26 protein-coding genes are annotated in these 24,727 nt (G+C 30.9%); 5 read left to right on the top strand and 21 right to left on the bottom strand.

All coding sequences use genetic code 11. The features are described from left to right. Window positions 1-4: 4 nt before the first annotated feature. The 14 genes from atpA to ACVC08_RS17595 all read right to left on the bottom strand — a co-directional run bounded on the left by atpA (window position 5) and on the right by ACVC08_RS17595 (window position 11,939). Window positions 5-1,585: a F0F1 ATP synthase subunit alpha gene (atpA, locus tag ACVC08_RS17660; protein WP_452596718.1), complete on the bottom strand. Its 1,581-nt coding sequence runs from the start codon at window positions 1,583-1,585 to the stop codon at window positions 5-7. 29 nt (window positions 1,586-1,614) lie between these two features. After that, window positions 1,615-2,151 carry an ATP synthase F1 subunit delta gene (atpH, locus tag ACVC08_RS17655; protein WP_452603041.1) on the bottom strand — a complete coding sequence of 179 codons (537 nt, stop codon included), beginning with the start codon at window positions 2,149-2,151 and terminating at the stop codon, window positions 1,615-1,617. Window positions 2,152-2,156: 5 nt separating this feature from the next. Continuing rightward, a complete protein-coding gene (locus tag ACVC08_RS17650) occupies window positions 2,157-2,657 on the bottom strand; it encodes a F0F1 ATP synthase subunit B (protein ID WP_452603040.1) in 501 nt (166 codons plus the stop codon). Between the two features lie 93 nt (window positions 2,658-2,750). Then, a complete protein-coding gene (gene atpE, locus ACVC08_RS17645; RefSeq protein ID WP_013993139.1) occupies window positions 2,751-2,939 on the bottom strand; it encodes an ATP synthase F0 subunit C in 189 nt (62 codons plus the stop codon). Between the two features lie 31 nt (window positions 2,940-2,970). Next, complete coding sequence (atpB, locus tag ACVC08_RS17640) at window positions 2,971-4,086, bottom strand: F0F1 ATP synthase subunit A (RefSeq protein ID WP_452603039.1); 1,116 nt, start codon at window positions 4,084-4,086, stop codon at window positions 2,971-2,973. A 97-nt stretch (window positions 4,087-4,183) separates the two neighbouring features. Further along, entirely contained in the window at window positions 4,184-4,570 is a 387-nt protein-coding gene (locus ACVC08_RS17635; RefSeq protein ID WP_452603038.1) for a DUF6168 family protein, read from the bottom strand. Then, window positions 4,563-4,784 (bottom strand): AtpZ/AtpI family protein, encoded by a 222-nt coding sequence (locus ACVC08_RS17630; protein WP_452603037.1) that lies wholly within the window; start codon window positions 4,782-4,784, stop codon window positions 4,563-4,565. Before ACVC08_RS17630 ends, ACVC08_RS17635 begins: the two co-directional genes overlap by 8 nt. Further along, a complete protein-coding gene (locus ACVC08_RS17625) occupies window positions 4,756-5,157 on the bottom strand; it encodes a bactofilin family protein (protein WP_452599898.1) in 402 nt (133 codons plus the stop codon). The genes ACVC08_RS17630 and ACVC08_RS17625 overlap by 29 nt, the downstream gene beginning before the upstream one ends. A gap of 33 nt (window positions 5,158-5,190) precedes the next feature. Further along, a complete protein-coding gene (porW, locus tag ACVC08_RS17620) occupies window positions 5,191-7,737 on the bottom strand; it encodes a type IX secretion system periplasmic lipoprotein PorW/SprE (protein WP_452603036.1) in 2,547 nt (848 codons plus the stop codon). A gap of 126 nt (window positions 7,738-7,863) precedes the next feature. After that, window positions 7,864-8,571 carry an ABC transporter ATP-binding protein gene (locus ACVC08_RS17615; RefSeq protein ID WP_452599900.1) on the bottom strand — a complete coding sequence of 236 codons (708 nt, stop codon included), beginning with the start codon at window positions 8,569-8,571 and terminating at the stop codon, window positions 7,864-7,866. Window positions 8,572-8,596: 25 nt separating this feature from the next. Further along, window positions 8,597-10,069 carry a DUF5687 family protein gene (locus tag ACVC08_RS17610; RefSeq protein WP_452603035.1) on the bottom strand — a complete coding sequence of 491 codons (1,473 nt, stop codon included), beginning with the start codon at window positions 10,067-10,069 and terminating at the stop codon, window positions 8,597-8,599. A gap of 158 nt (window positions 10,070-10,227) precedes the next feature. Further along, window positions 10,228-10,950: a hypothetical protein gene (locus ACVC08_RS17605; RefSeq protein ID WP_452603034.1), complete on the bottom strand. Its 723-nt coding sequence runs from the start codon at window positions 10,948-10,950 to the stop codon at window positions 10,228-10,230. After that, on the bottom strand, window positions 10,951-11,601 hold the full coding sequence (locus ACVC08_RS17600; protein WP_452599903.1) for a hypothetical protein: 651 nt from the start codon (window positions 11,599-11,601) through the stop codon (window positions 10,951-10,953). Beyond that, window positions 11,601-11,939: a PadR family transcriptional regulator gene (locus ACVC08_RS17595; RefSeq protein ID WP_452599904.1), complete on the bottom strand. Its 339-nt coding sequence runs from the start codon at window positions 11,937-11,939 to the stop codon at window positions 11,601-11,603. The genes ACVC08_RS17600 and ACVC08_RS17595 overlap by 1 nt, the downstream gene beginning before the upstream one ends. 112 nt (window positions 11,940-12,051) lie before the next feature. On the opposite strand from ACVC08_RS17595, the gene ACVC08_RS17590 reads away from it, so the two are divergent. Further along, window positions 12,052-13,107, top strand: coding sequence for a 2Fe-2S iron-sulfur cluster-binding protein (locus tag ACVC08_RS17590; RefSeq protein WP_452603033.1), 1,056 nt, complete (start codon window positions 12,052-12,054; stop codon window positions 13,105-13,107). A 10-nt stretch (window positions 13,108-13,117) separates the two neighbouring features. On the opposite strand, the gene ACVC08_RS17585 is transcribed toward ACVC08_RS17590, so the two are convergent. After that, window positions 13,118-14,179 (bottom strand): helix-turn-helix domain-containing protein, encoded by a 1,062-nt coding sequence (locus tag ACVC08_RS17585; protein ID WP_452603032.1) that lies wholly within the window; start codon window positions 14,177-14,179, stop codon window positions 13,118-13,120. A gap of 123 nt (window positions 14,180-14,302) precedes the next feature. On the opposite strand from ACVC08_RS17585, the gene ACVC08_RS17580 reads away from it, so the two are divergent. Continuing rightward, entirely contained in the window at window positions 14,303-16,027 is a 1,725-nt protein-coding gene (locus tag ACVC08_RS17580; RefSeq protein WP_452603031.1) for a hypothetical protein, read from the top strand. Window positions 16,028-16,270: 243 nt separating this feature from the next. On the opposite strand, the gene ACVC08_RS17575 is transcribed toward ACVC08_RS17580, so the two are convergent. Together ACVC08_RS17575 and ACVC08_RS17570 are read right to left on the bottom strand one after the other, a co-directional pair. Continuing rightward, on the bottom strand, window positions 16,271-17,287 hold the full coding sequence (locus ACVC08_RS17575) for a glycosyltransferase family 9 protein (RefSeq protein ID WP_452599908.1): 1,017 nt from the start codon (window positions 17,285-17,287) through the stop codon (window positions 16,271-16,273). Window positions 17,288-17,315: 28 nt separating this feature from the next. Continuing rightward, complete coding sequence (locus tag ACVC08_RS17570) at window positions 17,316-17,924, bottom strand: DUF4254 domain-containing protein (protein ID WP_452599909.1); 609 nt, start codon at window positions 17,922-17,924, stop codon at window positions 17,316-17,318. Between the two features lie 117 nt (window positions 17,925-18,041). Here ACVC08_RS17570 and upp point away from each other — a divergent pair, with 117 nt between their 5' ends. Continuing rightward, window positions 18,042-18,701, top strand: coding sequence for a uracil phosphoribosyltransferase (upp, locus tag ACVC08_RS17565; protein ID WP_452603030.1), 660 nt, complete (start codon window positions 18,042-18,044; stop codon window positions 18,699-18,701). Here the strand turns inward: upp and ACVC08_RS17560 are convergent. Continuing rightward, entirely contained in the window at window positions 18,690-19,613 is a 924-nt protein-coding gene (locus ACVC08_RS17560; RefSeq protein ID WP_452599911.1) for a DUF6427 family protein, read from the bottom strand. The genes upp and ACVC08_RS17560 overlap by 12 nt on opposite strands. 38 nt (window positions 19,614-19,651) lie before the next feature. Between ACVC08_RS17560 and ACVC08_RS17555 the strand changes: the two genes are divergently transcribed. Continuing rightward, window positions 19,652-19,879, top strand: coding sequence for a DUF6341 family protein (locus ACVC08_RS17555; RefSeq protein WP_452599912.1), 228 nt, complete (start codon window positions 19,652-19,654; stop codon window positions 19,877-19,879). A gap of 13 nt (window positions 19,880-19,892) precedes the next feature. Here the strand turns inward: ACVC08_RS17555 and purD are convergent, their stop codons facing one another. Beyond that, window positions 19,893-21,164, bottom strand: a complete 1,272-nt coding sequence (gene purD / locus ACVC08_RS17550; RefSeq protein WP_452599913.1) for a phosphoribosylamine--glycine ligase — start codon at window positions 21,162-21,164, stop codon at window positions 19,893-19,895. A gap of 65 nt (window positions 21,165-21,229) precedes the next feature. Between purD and ACVC08_RS17545 the strand changes: the two genes are divergently transcribed. Next, the gene (locus ACVC08_RS17545; RefSeq protein ID WP_452599914.1) at window positions 21,230-22,540 is read left to right on the top strand and encodes a phenylacetate--CoA ligase family protein; all 1,311 of its coding nucleotides are present in this window, start codon (window positions 21,230-21,232) and stop codon (window positions 22,538-22,540) included. On the opposite strand, the gene ACVC08_RS17540 is transcribed toward ACVC08_RS17545, so the two are convergent. Beyond that, on the bottom strand, window positions 22,521-23,300 hold the full coding sequence (locus ACVC08_RS17540) for a glycosyltransferase family 2 protein (protein WP_452603029.1): 780 nt from the start codon (window positions 23,298-23,300) through the stop codon (window positions 22,521-22,523). The genes ACVC08_RS17545 and ACVC08_RS17540 overlap by 20 nt on opposite strands. A gap of 13 nt (window positions 23,301-23,313) precedes the next feature. Next, the gene (locus tag ACVC08_RS17535; RefSeq protein WP_452599916.1) at window positions 23,314-24,723 is read right to left on the bottom strand and encodes an exopolysaccharide biosynthesis polyprenyl glycosylphosphotransferase; all 1,410 of its coding nucleotides are present in this window, start codon (window positions 24,721-24,723) and stop codon (window positions 23,314-23,316) included. Window positions 24,724-24,727: the final 4 nt, after the last annotated feature.

Genomic DNA, 24,727 nt, shown 5'->3' with positions numbered 1-24,727 from the left:
CTAATTATCCTTTATATTTAGCTGAAAGGTCTTTACATACAGATAATAGTGTGTCTGTAACCTCATCAGTTAATTTTCCTGCTTTTAGAGTGTCTAATACATCTCTATGTTTAGCATTTAAAAACTCTAAGAAATCTCTTTCGAATTCTTTTACTTTATTTACAGGAACGTCTTTTAATAAGTTTTTAGAACCTGCGTAGATAATTGCTACTTGGTCTTCTACTGTATAAGGATCGTTTTGACCTTGTTTTAAGATCTCTACGTTACGCTTACCTTTTTCAATTACGTTTAATGTAACGGCATCTAAATCTGAACCAAACTTAGCAAACGCTTCTAATTCACGGAACTGTGCTTGATCTAATTTTAATGTACCTGATACTTTTTTCATTGATTTAATCTGTGCAGAACCTCCAACACGTGATACAGAAATACCCACGTTAATTGCTGGGCGTACACCAGAGTTAAATAAATCTCCATCTAAGAAGATTTGCCCATCTGTAATAGAAATTACGTTTGTTGGGATATATGCCGATACGTCACCTGCTTGTGTTTCGATAATTGGTAATGCAGTTAAAGAACCACCTCCTTTTACTAATGGTTTTAATGACTCTGGAAGGTCATTCATTTCCTTAGCAATGTTATCATCGTTAATTACTTTTGCAGAACGTTCTAATAATCTTGAGTGTAAGTAAAATACATCCCCAGGATATGCTTCACGTCCTGGTGGACGTCTTAATAATAAAGATACCTCACGGTAAGCTACGGCTTGCTTTGATAAATCATCAAATACAATTAAAGCTGGTCTACCTGTATCTCTAAAATATTCTCCAATAGATGCTCCTGTCATTGGTGCATATACTTGCATTGCAGCAGGATCTGATGCATTTGCAGCTACTATTGTTGTATAAGCTAAAGCTCCTTTTTCTTCTAAAGTTTTAGCAATGTTTGCTACTGTTGATGCTTTTTGTCCAACAGCTACATATATACAATATACTGGGTTACCAGCATCGTAAAATTCTTTTTGATTTAAGATTGCATCAATACAAACTGTTGTTTTACCAGTTTGACGGTCACCAATTACAAGCTCACGTTGCCCTCTACCTACTGGAATCATCGCATCAATTGCTTTAATTCCTGTTTGTAATGGCTCTGTTACTGGCTCTCTATAAATAACTCCTGGTGCTTTACGTTCTAAAGGCATCTCGTAAGTTTCTCCAGTAATAGGTCCTTTTCCATCGATAGGGTTTCCTAAAGTATCTACAACACGTCCAACAATGCCTTCTCCTACTTTAACAGATGCGATACGAGAGGTACGTTTTACTGTAGAACCTTCTTTTACTCCAGTTGATCCTCCTAATAATACGATACCTACGTTATCTTCTTCTAAGTTAAGTACAATACCTTCTGCACCACCATCGAATTCTACTAATTCTCCGTATTGTGCGTTAGCTAATCCGTAAGCACGTACAATACCATCACCTACAGTTAATACTGTTCCAACTTCGTCCAATGAAGCACTTGCTTCAAAGCCTGAAAGTTGTTGTTTTAAGATTGCTGATACTTCAGCTGGTTTTACTTCTGCCATCTTATTATTTATTTAGATATAAATATATCTTAGTTTAATGTAAATTCTCTTTTTAATTTGTTTAGTTGATTTGCAATACTTGCGTTGTATTGTATATCTCCTACACGTAAGATGAAACCTCCTAAAATGTCTTCATCTATAATATTTTCTACCTCAACTTCTTTTCCAGTTAATTCTTTAACTTTCGCTAAAACTTTTACTTTTAAGTCGTCTGTTAATGGTAAAGCAGTAGTTACTGTAGCTACTTCTGTTCCTCTTTGCTCATCATACAGTCTTGTATACTCTAGAGATACATTTTCTAATAAAGCTATTCGCTTGTTAGTTATTAATGTATCAATTGCATTAACTGTTAATGCATTAGAACCTTTAAAGATTTCTAATAATGATGCTTTTTTAATTGAAGAACTTACTACAGGACTATTAAGCATGTCGCGTAAGTCTTTACTTTCTGCAATAGTATTAGCGATTAACTTCATATCATTATTTACAACTTCAGTTGTTTTTTGATCTGATGCTAAACTTAACACTGCTTTTGCGTAACGTATTGCTGCTCTTGACCCTGCCATATTGTTTAGTTAAGTTTTGCTTCTCCTAATAAAGACTCTACTAAAGCTAATTGCTTGTCTTTGTTAGATAATTCTTGACGTACTACTTTTTCTGCGATATCTACAGATAATCCAGCTACGTGATTTTTAAGTTCTGCCATAGCTGCTTTCTTTTCACTTTCTATTGCAGCTTGTGCTTGTGCTATCATTGTGTTTGCTTGTGTCTGAGCTTCAGTTTTAGCATCCTCAATCATTGTGTTTTTAAGTTCACGCGCTTCTTTAAGCATAGATTCACGCTCAGCACGTGCTTCTTTTAATAGCTTATCGTTATCTGCTTGAAGGTTTTGCATTTCTAACTTTGCATTCTCTGCTGCATCTAATGCACTTTGAATTCCTTCTTCTCTTTCATTTAAAGAATTAAGAATTGGCTTCCAAGCAAACTTCACCATTAGGAAAATTAATCCTAATAATAAGATTGTTGAAACAACAAATAATCCTGGTGAAAAGTCATTTAATAATTTATCCATTTCTAAATGTATTTATTTTTTTCCTGTTTAATTTGAAAAACACAACCTGCAACCAACCGTTGCAGATTTGTGTTTTAATAGTTTGATTGCTGCTTATTTCCCTAAGAATAAAGCACCGAATGCTAAACCTTCTAAAAGTGCTGCAATAATAATCATCGCTGTTTGGATTTTTCCTGTTGCTTCTGGCTGACGTGCAATACCTTCCATTGCTTTTCCACCAATTTGACCAAGACCAATTCCTGCTCCGATTACGATTAAACCTGCTCCAATTAAATTGTACATAATAATTGATTTATTAAATTAAACAAATGTATTAATGATGCTCGTGCTCTGCTACTGCCATACCTATAAATAATGCTGAAAGCATTGTAAAGATATAGGCTTGTAAGAAAGCTACTAAAACCTCAATTAATGTTATAAAAAATGATAATACTAATGACAACCCTGTTGCACCAACCACACCAAGTGATTCTTTTAATGTGAACATAATTGCAATTAGACTCATTACCACAATGTGACCTGCTGAAATGTTTGCGAATAAACGCACTAATAACGAGAATGGCTTGATTACTAAAGCTCCTGCTAATTCTATAATTGCTAAAACTGGGCGAATTAAAACTGGTACTCCTGGCATCCATAAAATATGCATCCAATAATCTTTATTACCACTAACTGTATATATAATTAATGTAAAAATAGCTAAACATGCTGTTACTGCTAACTGCCCTGTAACATTAAACCCAAGAGGTGTTAACCCTAATAAGTTTAATAACCATATAAAAAAGAATACTGTTAATAGGTATCCTGTAAATCTTCTGTAGTGTTTCTCTCCAATGTTTGGTCTTGCAATCTCATCTCTAACATATAAAACTAAAGGCTCTAATACACGAGCAAACCCTGTAGGTATTTTCTTTGTTTTGTATTGTTTTGCTAAACGTGAAAACCAAAGTAGCATTAATAACCCTATTACTAAAATTCCAAAAGCACTTTTAGTAATTGAAAAATCTAATACTTTGTGAGCATTTGTAGCATGGTGAGTCTCATCGAAAGCAACTTTAGAAGCTCCTGGCTCCAACTCATAAATTTTAGAATGAATTTTAGCGAATTTTAGTCCATTTTTCTCAACAATTACATGTCCATCATCATTATGATGAAATTCAGATGACATAAAAGTTGTCAAACCTTTACTTGTCCATAAAATCACTGGTAACGGAAAACCAACATGTTTACGTTCTCCAGCATCATTTGTATAAGAATACAAACTGAAATCATGAGAGTCTTGAATATGATGTAAAATATATTCTTCTACCTCTTTTTTCGTATCTACCTGACCTCCATCTTTATCGGTCGTTTCAGCCACTGCAAAATTACTTGCTAGGAGTGCACATATAATTACGAAAAATTTAAAAGTTTGTTTAGCTACCTTCATTGTTAATAAAATAAAAAAAAACCGCGTTTTTAAATTCCGTGCAAAGGTAGTTAATTATTTGAAAATAAAATTAATTTTTAGATAATAATGTTTTAAGTTATTTTGGGTTTAAAATTCTTGAAATAATATAAACCTCAAAAAACAAAAAAATAAACACTGGAATTAATAGACTAAAGCTTTCTATTTTAGTTAAATTCTCTATTTCGAATATAGAGTCTTTAAATACAGCTCCAAAAAATAATAGCTTAGTAACAAAAGAAAAGATGTATATAAATCCTATTTGATTTGCCCACTTCTCTGTCTTCGATAAAAACATTAAGCTTATACATATGAATAATGAGGCTAAAGCATGAAAAACATATATATCTAATAAAGCAAAACGTAATAACTTGCCTAGACTACTAAGAGCATAGTTATGACTCAGGAAAACAACTACTGCTGTAGTTATTAAAAGAAGACAATATTTAAAACTATTTTTAATCATTGTCTTTAGATATTTTCAAAACCTGACTTATTACTAGATACATTGCAGCGAAAACAGCAAAAAGAGTAATTATTTTTTCCCAAATTTCAAGATTATATTTTTCATCTAACCAAGAACCTAAAAGGTTACCAAGATATATTGTTGCTCCCATTTGAAAAGCAACTGTAGTAAATCTTAAATATGGACTAGGCTGTTTTTTTGGTTTTTGAGCCACTTTGTAGTTCCTTTATTGTTGTTTGCATAACACACGACACATTAAATGTAGCTCCAGGTTCTACAGCTAATTTTTGTATTGTTACCTCTCCTTCTATTTGAGCAGATGATTTTAAAGTTAGTGTTCCTGCTAAATTTAATTTTCCTGAAAATTTACCTTCAAAATACGCATTAGCACTTTCTAGAGTTCCAATAATTTCTCCTGTTTTCCCAACTACAACTTTTCCTGGTGTTTTTACATTACCTTCTATTACACCGTCTATTCTTATATCTCCTTCACTAGAAAAATCTCCTACTATTTTAGTGCCTTTTGCTATTTTATTTTGAATGGAGGTACCGTCTTGTCCTTTGTCTTTTTTGTTGTCGGAAAACATTTGCTATTAATTTTAGGGGATTATACTTTGCTATTATTGTGCTGTTAAATACGCTTCTAAGTTTTTGTGAATTTGTATAATTCTATAATTATCGGAAGAAATAGCAAACGATGGTTTTTCTATTTTATACCCTTCTCCTTCTTCTAATAATTGAGAAAACCCTTTTGCACCTTCTATACTTTTTAAGCCATGTACTACAACAAAGGTTGTATTTGGGTTGTACAAATCTATAGATGTTGTTAATTCGTAATACTTTACTTTTTTCACAGCTTCATCCAGAGCTTTTACAAAATCGTTAATCTCTTCTTTTTCTGCATTTTTAAATTGGTATATTACCTTAAAATGCTTGGCATCTGCATCATCGTTAAAGTTTTTATTAGAGATTACTTTAAATGCTTTATTAATAATGTCCTGTGCTTGTACTCCTTCTTCTGTATTGGCATAATCTACTGCAATTGCATTTATACCTTTACTGTAAGCTTCAAAACCATATAGTCTACCAGATGCTGTTGCTTTTAATAGCTCGAATTTTGGCACGATAGCATCTCCTTCGAGTGCAGTAATATAATTCTCAGATTTTTCTATAACTTCTGCATATTTTTGTTCTTCGAATAGTTTATACGTGTTTTCATAAAGACTCTGCGGGCTATTTTCATCTTTAGCTGCTACAGATTCTGGATTACTTAAAATTTGTGCATAACGAGAGTCTGGGTAGTTCGTTATAATTTCGTTTTTAACTATCGTTGCTTCTCCATTTTCTTCTAAAGCTTCATAAATTTTATATAAGTTATATTTAGAAGGTAATATTAATCGTTCTTCTGGATTGCTTTTTAATAAGTTTAAAAATTTACTTTTTGATAGGTTATATTCTTTAAACTTTTCTTTATAAATTAACCCTAGTTGGTAATAAGCATAGTTTCTATCTTTTGACAGGCTATCTATTACTTTCTGTTCTGTTGGTATTTTAGCTATATACGTTTGCGGGTTGAAAGCTTCGCTATTTGCATCTACATCTAAAATTCCTGTTCCTGACGCAATGCCTATTCCTGTTGATGCTTTAGAGCTAGACCACCTCCAATTGTCTTTTAATTCGCGTTCTCCCCATATTTTTAAGAACTCGTTTCTACCATACCCTACTGTTTGCGTATTATAAAAATAGAATGAAGATTCTGCATTTGGCCCTCCTTTAGGGGTTACAATGTTTCCGCTTCCAGTATTATTTATTGCTAAACCTTGTTTTTGAGCTTCGATTTCTTTTCGTTCTTTTTCAGCTTCTGCCTCTGCTTTTAGCTTACTTGTGTATTCTTCAAAATAACTTAAGCGTTCGACATCTGTCATTCTTACAAGCCCTAGAATACTATCGTTTGCCTCTGCAATATCTTCATATCGTATTACGTCGTCTAGATTTTCTCTTTTTCGTTTTATTACTCTAAATGGCTTACTGTCTTTAACCATATTAGTCATTGTGCTATCGTAATATGCTCCTGCATCTTTGTATGCGTTTGCATCGAAACTCATATCTCCTAATGTTTCAAAGTTTTTAGCTACTAAAATTTTGTCTTGAGATTGGGTTCTTATAGATTTATTATAATAAGCAAATGCTAAAGAGTCGTTATTTGTTTTAAGGTGGTATTCTCCTATTTGGTGATAAATTTTACCTAAAAACGGTCTGTTTTCTCTGTCTTCTTCTAAATCTGTTAGGTATTCTAAAAAAGCTATTTTGTCTCCTTTTTCGTAATCGAAGTTTTTAGATTTCTCTACATGTGCTGCAATATGATATTTACGAGGAATTTTTCTGTTTAATTCTATAACCTTATCGAAAGCTATGTTAGCACTATCTTTATCGTTTAACGCATTATACAGTTGTCCTTGTATAAAACGGTAGCGTCCTTCTTCGTTTCGTTTTTTTGCAACATCTGCTGCTACACTTATTTGTGTTAGTGCACTGTCTAAAGACTTTGTGTTTATATAGGCTTGTGCTAATATAGATGTAGCATCTGCTAAGTCTTGTCCTTTTAATTCTTCTTGGTCTAGTAAACGTTTTAAGTTTTTTATAGCTAATTCATTATTTTCTAAACGAATATTTGTTTTCTCTCTCCAAACTTTTGCTTGATTTATATTACTACTTGCCGGGTACTTATACAGAATATAATTAAAGGCTTCTAGTGCTGGTACAAAGCGTTGATCGAAATATCGTGCTTTCCCTAATAATAAGTAGGCTTCGTCTATTTGAGGGTTTTTTTCTTTTCCTTGAATATTCATACCGTGTCGCTGCACGGCTTTTACGGCTTTTTCTTCGGCTTTAGAAAAACTCTCATTTTTAGATTGCCCAGGCAAAATAGCATCTTCATCTACTTGCATACGCTCTATAGGAAGTATCTCCCAATAATTGTCTTTATATGAATTATTAAGGTTCTCTCTTCCTTTTTCTAAGGCTTCATAACCATTGAATAGAGTATTATACTCTGCGGTTACCGCATGAAAATTTCTACTTATAAAATTGTCTTTTTTACGAGAGCAACTTGTTATAATTACTGCAGAAACTGCTACGAATACTATGGGTTTTAGTGCTATTTTCAACGTTGTTGTATTTAGTCTAATACATAAACTTTAAACTTGCGCAAATATTATATATTTATCGCACAAGCACGTAAAAATAAGCATCTTTTTCAGTTTTTACCAATTAAACTGAAAAATTGAAGGCTTTTACACTTCGCTTGCTTGAGAAAAATGTGCTTCTAATTCTTTTAAAGTTGCTTCGCTTGTTTTTAAATCTTTAACAACTTCTCCTTTTTCCAAAACCACAATACGCTCGCAAACGTCTGTAACATGCAATAAATCATGGCTAGATATTAAAACCGTTACGCCTTGTTTTTCGGCTAAATTTTTCACGATTCCTTTTAATCGTATTTGCGTGGTTGGATCTAGGTTAGCAAAAGGTTCATCTAAAATAATTACTTCTGGATTTCCTATTAATGCTGCTACAATCCCTGCTTTTTTCTGGTTTCCTTTACTTAGGTCTCTTAAATACTTTTTCTGCCCTAAGATTTCCCCGTGAAAAAAGTCTTCAAATTGCGATAATAGTGCATCAACATCACTCGGTTTTTGTCCTCTAAGCTCTCCTATAAAGTAGAAGTACTCTTCTGCTGTTAGGTAGCCTATTAAAAAACTTTCATCTATAAACGAAGCGGTAAACGGTTTCCAATCTTCACTTTCATGAACCATAACACCATTGTTCTCTATATGGCCAGTTGTTGGTTGTATTAAATCTAATAACAAACTAAAATAAGTGGTCTTTCCAGCTCCATTGTTTCCTACTAGCCCAAAACTTTGTCCTTTTGGTATTTCTATGCCTTCTATATTTAAAACAGTGACATCATTATATTTTTTTGAAAGATTTGATGTTATTATCATGATCTTGTTTAGTTTAAGTGTTGTGTTATTTTTTTTCTGAAAAAGCTGCTATTGTTTTGTATTTTCCTTTTTGGTATTCTGCTTCAATTTTTCTAAAAATAAAGTTTCTAAAAATTATTCCTAATGCTCCACCTAGCGCTAACGTAATAATCCCTGCTTCATAATTTATTAATTTATACGGTATATAAAACAATAGCATTGGTAATAAAAACTTTGGTAATGCTATAAGTAACTGGGTAGGATTAAATCCATTTGTATTACTAAATGCTTTTGCTTTTACATTTAACTCTACTGGCACTCTATTTAAAACACCTCCATACAGTGTTAAAAAAGAGTTTAACCCTATGTTAAACAATGCTCCTGCCGCGATCATTCCGAAAATATCCCACCCAAAGTAAATGTATGGTGTGCTTAAAATAAACGATAATATTACCGCAAAAACCATTAAGTACCATTTAGATTGTAAATAGGTTTTGTATGGTATATTCTGGCTCATTAACATTTTATAGTATTCGCTATCCCAAGAGGGTACTAATTGCCCAAACGTCATTAAAAATCCTCCTGTTACAAACATAGATGCAAAAGCTAAAAATGCAGGCATACCTCTGTAAGTCTCTTGTGTGTAAAATATTAAGCCATAAAAAAGAAAAAGAAAAGACATAAACATAACTTGCCTAGGCCTTACATTTCTCCATATTAGCTTTACATCGTTTTTAATAAATGGTGCCACGGCTCCAAAGCGATTCATCCAAGATAAATCTGCTGCATTTACTTCTTTCACTTTTTTAGATACAGCATCGTCTAAATAAAATCCGTTCTTTATAAAATTAAAGTTTACTCTATAAAGTATAATAGCTAATAATATTGGTACAATAGCTAAATATGGGGTGTTGTATAGATAATTAAATGCAACTCCTATAGGTTTTGATATTTTAAAGCCCCCATAGACTTCCATAGCTACAAAAGCGACTAGTAATGTTAAAATAGCATAAAAGGCTTTATTATTTTTATTAATTAAAAAGTTTAGAAAGTTATTAGAAAGCGTAATTGCTACCATAGCCAAAAGCCAGCATAACACATTTATTACTGGATATCCCTGCGCTAATAACACAATACTAAATGGCACGAATATAAATAATGGTAAAAAGTTAAAAAACGATATACTTGTTTTTCCTAACAGAAAATGAATGACTGTATTTCGTTTAACAGGAATCGTCATTAATGGCTTTACATTCATTACTGGTAATTGCTGCATAAAATAACGAATAAGTAAATCGAAAAGAAACCAGTAAATTAAAAAATTATTGACTGTTTGAATAGGATCGACTGTTGGTATTGCTTTTTTAAGAATGAAAAACAATCCTGCACCTAACATAATTGCCGCCCCTCCAAAATATAACACAGCTAAAAAGAGTAATATTTTAATTGCCAATCCTTTTTGGAAATAGGAAGCCCGCCTAAATTGCTTCCACTCCAAACTTATAAAACGTTTAAACATATTATTATTTGATTAGATTTAAATGTTAGTATTATAAAACTGAAAATTGTTACAAACTATATTCTATATAGGTTTCTTTTAACAAGTATTCTACCTCTTATTGCAATAACACTAGACTAATGTAACTGTATAATATAGTAATGAAACTACATATTAAATTAAGAATGCATTAATTTATAATATGTTTTATATTTATTAGCTGTTTTTAGATAGGTATCTATACTTGCTCTAACAAAAGGGTATAGCACAAAAATCATAATTATAAATATAATATAAGGTTTAGGCTCTCCTTTGTCATAAAAAAGATTCATTGTATTTAAAGGCAATTGCACAAGCATAACTAAACCAAATAATTGGTTTGTAACTAGACTCATGTTTAATGATTTACGAATGAATTTTTTATTAACACCATATAAAAGAATATAAGTATAGGGTACAAAAACAAAAGCTACCCCTAAAATTAATGCTGCTTTTTCTGAATTCTGAAAAACGATAAATAGCGAGAAGATTATTACAATATATTCTAATAAAAATTTAGGTGTTTTAAAATTGTCCAATACCGTTCTCCATATTTGTTTTCTTAGCTTTCTCCCTAATTCTTTTTGCTTTGATAATGTGAATTTATTAAAACCCTTATTATCACTATATAATGCTTTATTAAATATAGATGTTAAACTTACTCCATAAGTATTAGCAGTATTACCAAATCCTTTATGAACTTCAATTAATGCTTCATTAAAAGAAATACCTTCGTTTGTTATTTTGTACTCAACTGCTAAAATTATATGATCTAATAACTCTAAACGAACGTCCCAATATTTCACGCCATTCTTAATTAAATATTGGTCTATAAACTGTATTTCTTCTTTAGAGAGCTTCACTTAAATAATATTTTTAAACTTTAGTTCAGATTCTTTTTTAAATTTAACAGCAGTCATTAAGAATAAAACAGGCAGTATAAATAAAATAGATTTCCCTATTAAATAAACATAGGTATAGCCTTTAGAAAAATCAGGGTTATATTTAAAATTGAAAATTATATACACATATAAGAAACACATCCCGAAAACAATCAGCAATCGTTCTAAGGCAGAATATCTTATCTTATTTTTCCACCAGGTTATTATATTCATCAAAATAAACCCCAATATTAAAAAGGCAGTAACATTGCTAACAAGATCATTAAAAGTTTGAACCTCTAATTGGTTTAGTCCAAAATATAATATCAACCCAATTATTATAAACAATAAACCTCCTTTTATTGAAAACAACTCCTTAAAAAGTGTTTTTAATATTCTTTTATCTGTTGCTTTTATAAATATCCTGTAATTATCTAATATGGTCTTTTTATTTTTCACCATATAGTCTTTAAAAATAACATAAAAAGATCTATCATCACCAGTTCTTATTTGCTCTTCTATTTCTGTAGCAATATGATCTATCATCTCTAACCTAACATCATTATAAATAATCCCCGAATTACCCAGGTAATTATCTATAAACTCTATATTTTCTTTTGTTAATGTATTCATTATTCTAAGCTAAATTTAGGATTAACTAATGCTTGCATTGTTTTAATATAACTTTCTAATTCTGCTAACTTATTAACGGTTTCTTTAGTCCCATTTTCTGTTAACTTATAATATTTACGGAGTCTGTTATCTACCTTTTGTACTTCTACATCTAGTAAACCTTCTGCTTCTAACTTATGCAGCGCAGGGTACAAAGCACCTTCTGTTATTTTTAGTTCGCCTTTTGTTATCTCTTTAACTTTTTGAGTTATTTCGTAACCATACATTTTATCACTCTCATTTAAAAGTTTTAAAATAATGGTCGCTAAACTCCCCTTATATAATTTTGAATTGCTCATAACACAAATATATACATAATTTTCTTATGCATAAGAAAATTATGTATTATTTTTTTCATAATTGGTTTATTTAACTAAAACGGCTTCACTATTTTTACAAAAAAATTATACGATGTCTCAATTTTATAAACTTACAATACAAAATATACATAGAGAAACTGCTAAATGTGTTACGCTTACATTTAATGTTCCTAACGATTTAAAAAATACTTTTGCATTTAAAGCTGGACAATACATCACTTTAAAAGCAAATATTAATAGTAACGACGTAAGACGTGACTATTCATTATGTTCTTCTCCTAAAAGTGGTGTTTTTAAAGTAGCTGTAAAAGAAGTAGAGAATGGTACTTTTTCTAAATATGCTAACAATGACTTAAAAGAAGGTGATACTTTAGAGGTTGCACCACCAAACGGACGTTTTATTTTTGAAGCTGATGCTTCTAAAACCAGAACTATTGCAGCTTTTGCTGCTGGTAGTGGGATTACACCTATATTAAGTATTGCAAAAACAGTTTTAGAAAACGAGCCTAATAGTACTTTTATATTAGTTTATGGAAACAAAACAATACAAGACACTATATTTTTAAATGAATTATTAGAACTACAAAACACATACAGCAATCGTTTTACTATACAATTCGTTTATAGTAAAGCACAAGAGCAAAATGCTCTTTTTGGAAGAATAGAAAAAAGCACTGTTAACTTAATTGTTAAAAATAGATATAAAGATGTTACTATTAATGCCTTTTACTTATGCGGACCAGAAGCTATGATTAATACCGTTAAAGATGTCCTATCTGAAAACGGCATTGTAGATTCTTCTATTTTTTACGAGCTTTTTAAAGCTTCTACACCAACTAATGCTGAGGAAAATATTGGTGCAGACGGCAATACCTTAATAAAAGTTATTGTTGATGATGAAGAAGCTACTTTTAAAATGTCTCAAAAAAAGACCATACTTGAAGCTGCTTTAGATCAAGATTTAGATGCGCCCTACTCCTGTCAAGGAGGTATTTGTAGTAGTTGTATTGCAAAAATAACAGAAGGTAACGCGGTAATGAGACAAAACAATATTCTTACCGATAGTGAAGTTGCAGATGGCTTAGTGTTAACATGCCAAGCACAGCCTACTACAGCAAAAATAACAGTAGATTATGATGATGTATAAGTAACCCTTATTACAAACTTTCTTTGTTCTTGTACTGCGAGGGTGTATACCCTGTATATTTTTTAAAAGTTGAATTAAAACCAGATTTCGAATTGAAACCAGACAATCCCCCTATGGCTTCAATTGTATAATTTTGATGATTTTTGTCGGTTAGTAGTTTCTTTGAGTATTCTATTCTGTAGTCATTGATAAAATTAGAGAAATTTTTATCATATCTCTTATTTATTAAATGAGAGAGGTATTTCTCATTTGTTCCTATGTCTTTTGCCAATGTTTTAACCGTAAGCTTTGAGTTTAAAAATACACTCTCCATTTTAATCTTTTGAATGAGTTTTTCATTTATATCATTCAAAACCTTATCGAAATCTTCCCCTTCATTATCATCGACCATTACTTGAGAATGAGCAACCTTCCATACACAATAATATGAAACTATAAAATATAGTATGTAATAAAACTTCAACGTTGTTTTTAGATATGAATCTGACATGAAATAATTCTGAATAATCCATATCAATATGTAAACATCGTAAAGTAAAACGAAACAAAACAAGAAAAACTTATTCTTATCCTCTATATAAAGTTTCTTGGAGGGTATGTATTTGAGTAGTTTATAAGCTTTATAACTGTAGTATATTGTTGATATAGGAAAAATAAATAGAATAATTACATAATTGGAATAACTCATTACATTTTCTACAACTTCATATGTAAAATTATCATCGTCCTTTTCTATACCAAAATATATTAAGCAGAAAATATTGATAAGAAATAACGCTGCTGGTAAATAATAATTTTTATTATCATACACCCCTATTTTCAACCTATCATACACTATGTTGTATAATAATGGAGGTAATAACGTAAGCCAAACAAAAAACAGTAGAGAAAAAACATTTATTACTTCTTCTACAAAAACAGATTTATAATCTGATGCTACAATCAAACTACCAAAAAGCAAAAACCAAGACAGGTAAAAAAAGAGTTCTATTCTGCTTCTCTTCTTTTTAGCATAATGAAAAAGAGCCATTGAAAAGGCCAAAAAGGATATTGTAATTATTGCAGGTTTCATAAAATTAGCTGGGACAACTAACCAAATATAGGGAAAATAGTACTGATTCCGTAATACTGTACATCATCAAATCTTCTTTTATACATAGTATCTATAGATTTGAAAAAATCTAAAAAAAACGCCATGAAAACAAATCATTTTATTCTAATGTTGTTTAGTATACTAACTACTCTTACCTATTCTCAAGTAGGTATTGGCACAACATCTCCTGATGCAACTTTACATATAGTTGGGACTACAACTTTAGGAAGTACTGGTGGTACTACTAATTTAATTAATGAAGATTTTTCAAGCTACACTGTTATCCAAAACTATAGCCCCGATGCTTCATGTACAACTACCACAGGTTGGATTACCAGTAGCACTGCACCAGCCACATACGAATGTTCTAATTGTGTTGCTCCCTATTTATATATTGATTCAGACGATTCTGGGTGCGATCAAAATGCTACTGCTTTACTTAATTTTACTCCAACAACAACATCTGTAGACCTCTCTTTTGATTATGCTGTTAGAGAATATTCTTCTGGAGCTGATTCTTTTAGAGTTTATTTACATGATGGCACCTCACAAGTTGGAGCAAATCTTGTAAATATAAATACTGGAGGAGATACAGATACCTCTTATTCTGGAACATTAACCGTAACAGCTGGCACAGGCTACTCGTTAAGGCTAGAGTATATTGGAACATATGCTTACGGTGCCACTGTAGATAATGTTCTAGTAACAGAGACCTCTACAGCCAGTTCAGGTAGCTATACTTTTAGGCTAGAAGATGGCCAACAACAATCTGGTTATGTTCTTACAAGTGATGCCAATGGCTATGCAACATGGATGGCTCCCAACGGAGGTTCTGGCACAGATAGCCAAACACTTTCTATAACTGGAAACCAATTAAGCATATCCAATGGCAATACAGTAACTATACCAACTTCTGGAGGAACTGGAATTTATACTTTTACGAACGGGTTGACAGAATCTTTAGGGACTGTTAGATTAGGTGGCACTCTAACTAATGCTACTTATTTAGATTTAAATACTAATGATTTATATTTTGAAGGTAGTGGAACAGGAAATATTACTTTTGAAGACAATGCAGGCCAACCCGCTATGACTACGAATTTTGCAGAAGGCTATATAAACTTTGGCTCTGGTAGTGCTTTTGTAGATGCTGACGATGGAACCACATTTACCGATACATATGGAGGTGGCCCATTTACTAAAACGTTTGTTTTAGGCGCCTATAATGGAGCATCTGGAGGAACTTCAATAGCTTTAGGCTCCATAGAATATATCGTTGATGGAACCAACGAGTTATTCTATGAAGGTGGTGCATTTAGCCCCATGACTAACCTTGGAGCAGATCTAGGAGCAGATCCTTTTTCTGGAACCACAAGAATGTGGGATGATGTCTACGCAGATGACTTTATCACACCAACAAATACATACTCTAGAAATAGTGGAAGGGCATCAAATTTAAGTCAAAGAGGGTTGTCTGAAATATTAAGATTGAAACCCATCTCTTATTTAGACAATACATCTACTGTTAATAAAACTAGTATACCAGACAATTTGAAAGATACTAAACTGGGCTTCTATGCCAATGAGCTTCTAGAAGTTATTCCAGAAGCTGTTAAAACTTCCGATTGGGTACATCTCGATGAATCTGACAGAAAAACGAGAGTTACCTATGCTAAACCAAAAGGCATAATGCCTTATCAAATTATACCAGTAACAGTAAAAGCTATCCAAGAACAACAAGAGCAAATAGAGTTATTAAAAGAGGCTGTAGAGGAATTAAAGAAACAGAATAAATCTCTTAAAACATTAATAGAATCAAAAAAGTAATTAGCTTAAAAGCTATCGAAAGTAAACTACAGGTTGTTAACGATTAAAATACTTTTAATCTATAAAAACAAACACTTTATCGAAATGATATTATTTTTCTCATTTAAAAGTATTTTTTATCGACAAAACGCTTAAATTTATTTTAGTTTATAACTCTAAAAATAGATTTGTTAGTTTAAGGGATGATACTCGATTTTAAGATTGTTATAAATTAAAATGTCTCATCTTTCGGTGAGACATTTTTTATATAATACTTTCTAATCGCTGTATTATTGTTTCTGGAGTAATTGTTCTTGCCGCATCTTCATAATCATCAGGATATTTATTTCCATAAATAGAGGTAGGTATTAAAGGGTATTTCGTTCTATCTGGAAGTATTTGGTGTTGCTCTGGTTGTGCAAATGGAGCAAAGCCTGCATAAGGGTGTGTAACATTCCAAATAGTAATTACTTTTACTCCTAGCATTGCTGCAATATGGGCATTCCCTGAGTCCATAGCTAACATTACATCTAGATTAGAAATGATATTTAATTCTTCATTTAAATTAAACTTTCCTGCTAAGTTAACGACATTTCTATACTTATTTTGAAACTTATTAAGCTTTTCCTCTTCATTTATACCGCCTCCAAATAGTAAAATTTTATAATTCTCAGATAGATTTTTAATCACAGATTCAAGCAAATCCAATGGGTACATTTTAGACTTGTATTGTGCAAAAGGGGCAATACCAATCCATTTTTTGGTATTATTACCTATTAATTTTAAAGCGGTATCATTTATTTTATTAGTTCTAATATCTGTTTTTTTAGATAAATCAATAAAATAACCTATCTCTTTAAAGACATCTACATAGCGTTCATGAGTTGTTTTTAGTTGCTTAAAAATTTCTCCTTTTACTAATAACTTCTTCTCTGCTCTACCTTTATCTATCTGCTTAAACACTTTTCCAAATAGAAAAAACTTAAGAAGTTTAGTTCTTAATACATTATGTAGGTCAACTATTGCATCAATCTTTAACGCCTTTAATTCTTTAGATAGTTTAAATATACCTAAGATACCTTTATGTCTTCCTTTTAAATCGGCTTCGTATATTGAAGTGTTGGGTAAATCGCGAAAAAATGGTTTAAAAAAAGCACGTGTAAGAACTGTAAGCTTAACTTCTGGGTATTGGCTGGTTAATGCCCGCAAGACCGGAACAGTCATGGCTACATCTCCCATAGCCGAAAGACGAATCACTAAAATATGTTTTGGCTTCGGCATGTTATATTAACACAATAAGTAAGTTTTATTACTTCTGGTTTCTTAATACAGGGTTTAATTCGTCGTCATTGTACATTTTCATTTGCTTATAAACTTTCATGTACTTATCTCCCTTTTCTATATCTGCAATTAAATCATCTATAGCAGTGCTTAAATCTACACGTTGCTCTAGTAAAATATCTAATTTTTTTTGACAGGTTGCAATATGAGTTTCAGAAGCATCTTTTCTTTCTACTTCTTCATTCATATGGTAAATTTTTAATGCAAGTATAGATAATCTGTCTATTGCCCAAGCTGGACTTTCGGAGTTTATTTTTGCAGAGTCTTTAGGGATTATATCTGCATATTTATCTAAAAAATAACTGTCTATATACTCCACCATATCCGTTCTGTCTTGGTTAGAAGCATCTATTTGACGTTTTAAAGTTAAGGCAGCTACAGGATCTATTTGTGGATCTCTAATAATGTCTTCATAATGCCATTGCACTGTATCTATCCAACATTTTCTATATAATAAATGCTCTATTAAATGCTCATTCTTATCATAAACATTGGTAAACTCTTGATCTACCGTATTTATTACATGGTATTTATTTATTACATCTTGAAAAATAGCATTTGCCTTGTTTGTAAACATATTATATAATTTTAAAACGCAAAACTACGCAAATTATATAAGAATCTTATAATAGATAAATGTAACTCTGCTAGTAAATAATTAACTTTACATTCTTAAAAATCAAGTTTTGTTATTATGATTATACACAATATATCTTCTAAAAACTCTATTTTAAATACATTTATTTCTGAAATAAGAGATCAATCTATCCAAAAAGATAGCATGCGTTTTAGACGAAATATTGAACGCATTGGAGAAATTTTGGGTTACGAAATGAGCAAAACCTTTAAATACAATTCTAAAACGATACAAACTCCTCTAGCCAAAGCCATAATGGAGTTACCAGAAAATAATGTAGTTTTATGCTCTATTTTAAGAGCTGGTGTTCCTTTACATAATGGTTTATTAAATTATTTTGATACAGCTGAAAATGCTTTTATTTCTGCATACAGACACCATAAAGATAATCCTGAAGTATTTGAAATTATTGTAGAATATCTAGCTTGCCCTAATTTAGAAGGTAAGACTTTAGTTTTAGCAGATCCAATGGTTGCTAGCGGACAATCTTTAGTCGCAACTTATGAAGCTTTAAAACCTTTTGGAGAGCCTAAAGAAATACATTTAGTTGCTGTAATTGGGGCAGAAGAAGGCATTGATTTTATTAAGGATAAATTTCCTAATAATACGCATTTATGGATTGCCACTATAGACCAAACATTAAATAGTAAAGGCTATATTGTTCCTGGATTAGGAGATGCTGGCGATTTAGCTTTTGGGGAGAAATTACAGCATTAACAGTATAAATGGTGTAATTACTATTATTAATATAAACACCTCTTTAAACCATTTCTCTTTAATCATTTCTGCATAATTAGTAATTATAATAGCTAATGGCGCAAATAAAAACAAAAACTCGCTACCATCTTTTTCTGGCGATAATAACAAAACTAAAAAGGCAATACAACTTGTTGCAAACACAATTCTATAAGTAGCCCGCAATACCTTTTTTTTCTTTTTAATAGCTTTTAAATAATATACAGAAGACCAAATACCAAAAGAAAATAATAATGTTATAGCAACAATATACTGTGTTGAATTATAATAGCTATAATCTAAACTTATCTCTGGAGTAATATTTAATATCGAAAAGAAATCATTATTAAAAATAACCGAACACGCCGAAGCAATTAGAGCTACAGTTATAATGCCTAATACTGGAACGAACCAATGTTCTATTTTATTTTTAGAGTGAAAAAATAAAGTGACTAAAATAATAACAAAAAATAAAATCGCCCAAAAGTAGAAAAGTGTTGCTATACCAATAAATAAAGCAGCATCATACAGTTTTTTAACAAGCTCTTTTTGAGACCTCAGACTTAATAAACGGCGTATAGCTAATAGCAAAAAAAGGTTAGCTAAAACAATATCTATATGCAAAAAAACTTTAGGAAAAAGAAGTAAAAACAAACTAAAAAAGAAAACTTCGTAATTACTTTTTTGCGATAAATAATTTTTACTTACTATAAAATCTGTTAATAAAATCGAAAAATAACAAGACAGAAAAACAAGGTTTAATTTTACAATATAGCTTGCTGTTAATTCAGTTTCATCAAACTTTAAAATAGCTACAAAAAAGGCTAAAAGCGAAATGAAAAAAACAATTAAAAAATTAATTGGTTTAGATTTACTAAAAATACTTGTAATCATTATCTGTTTTTGTATTTTTGCCTTATAAATATACTAATATGAAAGATTTATTTTACGCAATCCAAGATTTATTTGTAAACGTTTTATTTGCTCCTTTTGATGCTTTTAGAGCTCAAGAACTTGAAAATTGGTGGTCTGCAAATATTATGAATTGGATTTTTATGATTGTTGGTGCTGTTGCAATAACTTACTGGATGATTCAATTAAAGAAATTTAATGCCAATAACGAAGAAGATAAGAGCATATCATCACACTCTTACCTATAATCGTTATTTTATCTTATAAATCGAAACCAATATCTTTTCGATAATTCATCTTATCAAAATGTAGTTTTTCTATATTTTGATAAGATTTTTTTATGGCTTCTTGGTAAGTCTCTCCATAACTAGTTACAGCCATTACTCTTCCTCCAGAGGTTACTATTTTACCTTCTTTTACTGTTGCTCCTGCATGAAATACTATTGAGTTTTCAACAGATTCAATCCCAGATATTACTTTTCCTTTTTCGTAGGCTTCTGGATAACCTCCAGACACTAGCATTACTGTAGTTGCTGCACGCTCATCTATTTCTATATCTATAGTGTTTAACGTTTGGTTAGCTATGGCTTCAAAAACGTCTACTAAATCGTTTTTTAAGCGCGGTAACACGACTTCGGTTTCTGGGTCTCCCAATCGTACATTATATTCTATTACAAAAGGATCATTACCTACTTTAATTAGGCCAATAAATACAAACCCTTTATATGGTAAATTATCTTTTTCTAGTCCTTGTATGGTTGGAATTACTATGCGTTCTTTTATCTTAGACATAAAGGCTTCGTCTGCAAATGGCACTGGCGAAACGGCACCCATTCCTCCTGTATTTAATCCTGTATCTCCTTCTCCTATGCGTTTATAGTCTTTTGCTGTTGGTAATATTTTATAGTTTTTACCATCTGTTAATACAAAACAGCTTAATTCTATACCATCTAAAAACTCTTCAATAACAACCTTTGTACTTGCGTTTCCAAACTTAGCATCTACTAACATAGATTTTAACTCAGCTTTAGCCTCATTAATATCATTTAGTATTACAACTCCTTTTCCTGCTGCTAAACCATCTGCTTTTAATACGTAAGGGGGGTTTAATGTTTCTAAAAAGGTATAGCCTTCTTCAACAGTATCTTTATTAAAACTTTGGTATGCTGCCGTTGGTATATTATGCCTAAACAAAAACTCTTTAGCAAACTCCTTGCTCCCTTCTAATTCTGCAGCTGCTTTTTGTGGCCCAATAACTGCTACGTTTTTTAAAGCATCATCATTTAAAAAGAAATCATGTATACCTTCTACTAAAGGATCTTCTGGCCCTACAACAACCATATTAATGTTGTTTTCTAGAACCAAGGCTTTAATTGCTTCAAAATCTGTAACTTTTATATTTACATTTTCTGCTATTTGGGCAGTACCAGAGTTCCCTGGTGCTACAAATAATTGTTTTGCTTTTGGACTTTGTGCCAATTTCCAAGTAATAGTGTGTTCTCTTCCACCAGAACCAAGTATTAAAATAGTCATAGTTTGTTGTTGTTTGCGCAAAAATAATTATTTACTTTACATAAACATATTTATACGTTTTTCTTTTGAATTTATTTAATCTTTCTCTACGAATTAATGGCTTCCCTATTAAAGAAGCTTCTACTGCTTTTAAAGTTATTAAAAACTTAAACGACACAGAATATGAAGCTTATTTTTATAAGCAGCGAGACACTATTATAAATTATCATTTACAAAATAATTCGTTTTACAAACAGTTAGCCTCCAATATAAACCCAAAAGATTGGAATAGTATTCCTGTAATAACAAAACTAGATTTACAACAACCTCTAGAAAATAGGTTATCTAAAGGGTACTCGGCTAAAAATTGCCATATTCATAAAACTTCTGGATCTTCAGGAACGCCTTTTATTTTTGCAAAAGACAAATATTGCCATGCTATTACTTGGTCTGGTTTTATAGATAGATATAGTTGGTATAATTTAGATTTTAACACTTCTAAACAAGCTCGTTTTTACGGAATCCCCTTAAATACAATAGGGTATTATAAGGAGCGCTTAAAAGACCTTTTAAGTCGTCGTTATCGATTTTCAGTTTTTGATTTAAGTGATGCTCAACTAGAAAAAAACCTCAACAAATTTAAAAATACTGCTTTCGATTATATTAATGGCTACACGAGCTCTATAGTTCAGTTTGCTAAATTTTTAGAGCGCAAAAATAGTATTCTAAAAGAGAGTTGCCCTAGCTTACAAGTTTGTATTGTAACTTCTGAAATGCTTTTTGATAATGATAAAGCGCTTTTAGAAAAACAATTTGGTATTCCCGTAGTGAACGAATACGGCGCAGCCGAGTTGGGCTTAATAGCATTTCAAAATATCGATGATGAATGGATAGTAAATAGTGAGGATTTATTTATTGAAATCCTAGATGAAAACAACCAACCTGTTCCTAATGGACAAGAAGGCAAAGTTGTTATTACTTCGCTTTACAACAAAGCACATCCTTTTATTCGTTATCAATTGGGAGATATTGGTGCGTTTTCGGAAAAAAGCACTCTTAGAAAACCTATTTTAAAACATTTAGTTGGACGCACTAACGATATTGCTATTTTACCTAGTGGAAAACGTGCAGCTGGTTTAACCTTTTACTACGTTACTAAAACTATTATTGAAGACGACGGAAATGTAAAAGAGTTTATTATTGAACAACTTAAACTAGATACTTTTAAAATAAGCTATGTTAGTGAAAGTCCTCTTTCTAAAGAGAAAATAGAGCTTATTAAGGGCGCTATTTCTAAATATTTAGAAACAGGTTTATCTGTTTCTTTTGAGCGTAAAACAGTATTAAAACGTGCTAAAAGTGGTAAACTGAAGCAGTTTAGTTCTCACTTAAATTAACCGTTTGCTTAGATTTTACTAAAAAGTGTTCTTTTAAAAACACTAACATACTATAGATTGATTTTATTGTAGAAAATCCTAATCCTTTTTTATAAACAGCATAATTGTACTTTAACAAATTAACTTTATTTGAAGATATTGAGTTTTCTCTAATACGATAATATGCTAAAGATTCTTGAATGCCTTGTGCTGGTTTTTTAGATTTTTTTACGGCTGCTAACCATATTAACCAATCTTGGCGTTTTCGCAAATTTGGCGACATTACTTTACCTAAAGTTGCAGTATTATACATTCCTGTTAGGTTACCGATATAATTACTTTTTAAAAATTTTTTATAGGTTAAAACTGGTAATGCTTTTACTAATTTATTTAATGGTTTTCCTTGTTCGTCTATTTGTTCATAGCTACTAAAGCTAACATCGCAATTATGAATTTGCATAAAAGCAACTTGCTTTTCAAGTTTTTGTGGTTTCCATAAATCGTCTGCATCTAAAAAGGTTATGTAGTCTCCTTTTGCAGCCATGATGCCTTTATTTCTAGTAATTGCCGCTCCAGAGTTTACAGTATTTTCTAATAATTTTATATTAGACTGTTTTTTAATAAAGCGGTTAACAATCTCTATTGTTTTATCTGAAGACTTATCGTCTATAAGTAATAACTCCCAATTTGTATAGGTTTGTGCTATAATGCTGTTTATAGTGTCTACTATAAAAGCTTCAGAATTATACATTGGGGTTATTATAGAGACTAATTTATTCATTTATAAAGCTGTTTTAATAAGCTTCGTCTTGTACTACAAAAATATGTACTACGGTTTGCAGAATGATCTTTATATCTATTAATAAAGACCAATTTTCTATATAAAAGATATCGTACTTTATGCGGTTAATTATATCTTCATCAGATTTTACTTCTCCTCTGTAACCTTTTATTTGTGCCAAACCTGTAATACCTGGTTTTACATTGTGCCTAAATATAAAGTTATACTTGTCTATTTTTTTAGAATAATCTTCTGTATAAGATAGCATGTGTGGTCTTGGCCCAACAACAGACATGTCTCCTTTTAATACATTAACAAATTGTGGTAATTCATCTATACTTGTTTTACGTAAAAATCGCCCAATTTTTGTAACCCTATTGTCGTCTTGTTTTACGTATGTTCCTTTTACTTCGCCTAAAGTTCTAAGCGATCTAAATTTATAACAATTAAATTCTTTATAGTTTATTCCATTACGTGTATGCTTATAAAATAAAGGACCTTTAGATTCTAATTTTATTAAAATAAAAAGAATTACAGAAACCCAGGATAGAACAAAAACGATAATAAATATAGAAAATATTACATCGAAAGTACGTTTTATAATTTTATTAAAATCGTTATTTAGTGCTACTTCTTCAATAGACTGAACGGGTAGGTAATTATAAAAGTCTGTTTTAAGTCGTTTTGTTAATAGTTTCTTTGTATTTGGAATAAATTTTATGTTACAGTGGTTAATATTTGCATACTTAACAAAGTCATTAACTTGTTTTTCTGTTAATTCATCTATAGCACAATATATTTCGTCTATTCCAGTGTTCTCATTAAGGTAATTAAAACTTTCTGCAACTGTTCCTGTATATTCTCCTGTTTTAGAATCGCTAAATGTTGCTAATAGGTTATATCCTAATTCTTTTTTTTGAGTAAATAATGCCTTTAACTCGTTAGCGCCTTCACTTTTACCTATTATAATTACGCGCCTTACATTTCCTCTTAAATAAGATCGATACGTTTTTAAAGCATAATAACTTAATAGTTTTATCAAACTAATAACCGCAAATGAAAGTAACAAATAGTTAAGCATTTCGAATGCTTGAATATTTATACTTCTAAAGGCTCCTACAAAGGCTAAAAATATAATACTGTAAACAAAAAGCTGTTTTATTAGTAGAGATATAATATTTAATGCAGAAGTATAGCGATATACTTTATAAAATTTTAATAATGATGTTGAGAGTATCCATAATTCTATTGAATAGAAAAAATATAGAAGGTGTTTATTATTAAAAAAATCGTTGGAAAAAAAATATAATTTTTCTTCATTAAAATTGAAAAAATAAAACGCTAATACATTTATGACAGTAATATCAAAAATGATAAGAAAGGGGCGTATAAGCCATGAATACCTTCCGCGTTTATATTCCATATTT

Source organism: Pontimicrobium sp. MEBiC06410 (assembly GCF_053601615.1).
The sequence above is the reverse complement of the archived record's forward strand: the minus strand, read 5'-3'. Positions and strand labels throughout refer to the sequence as shown.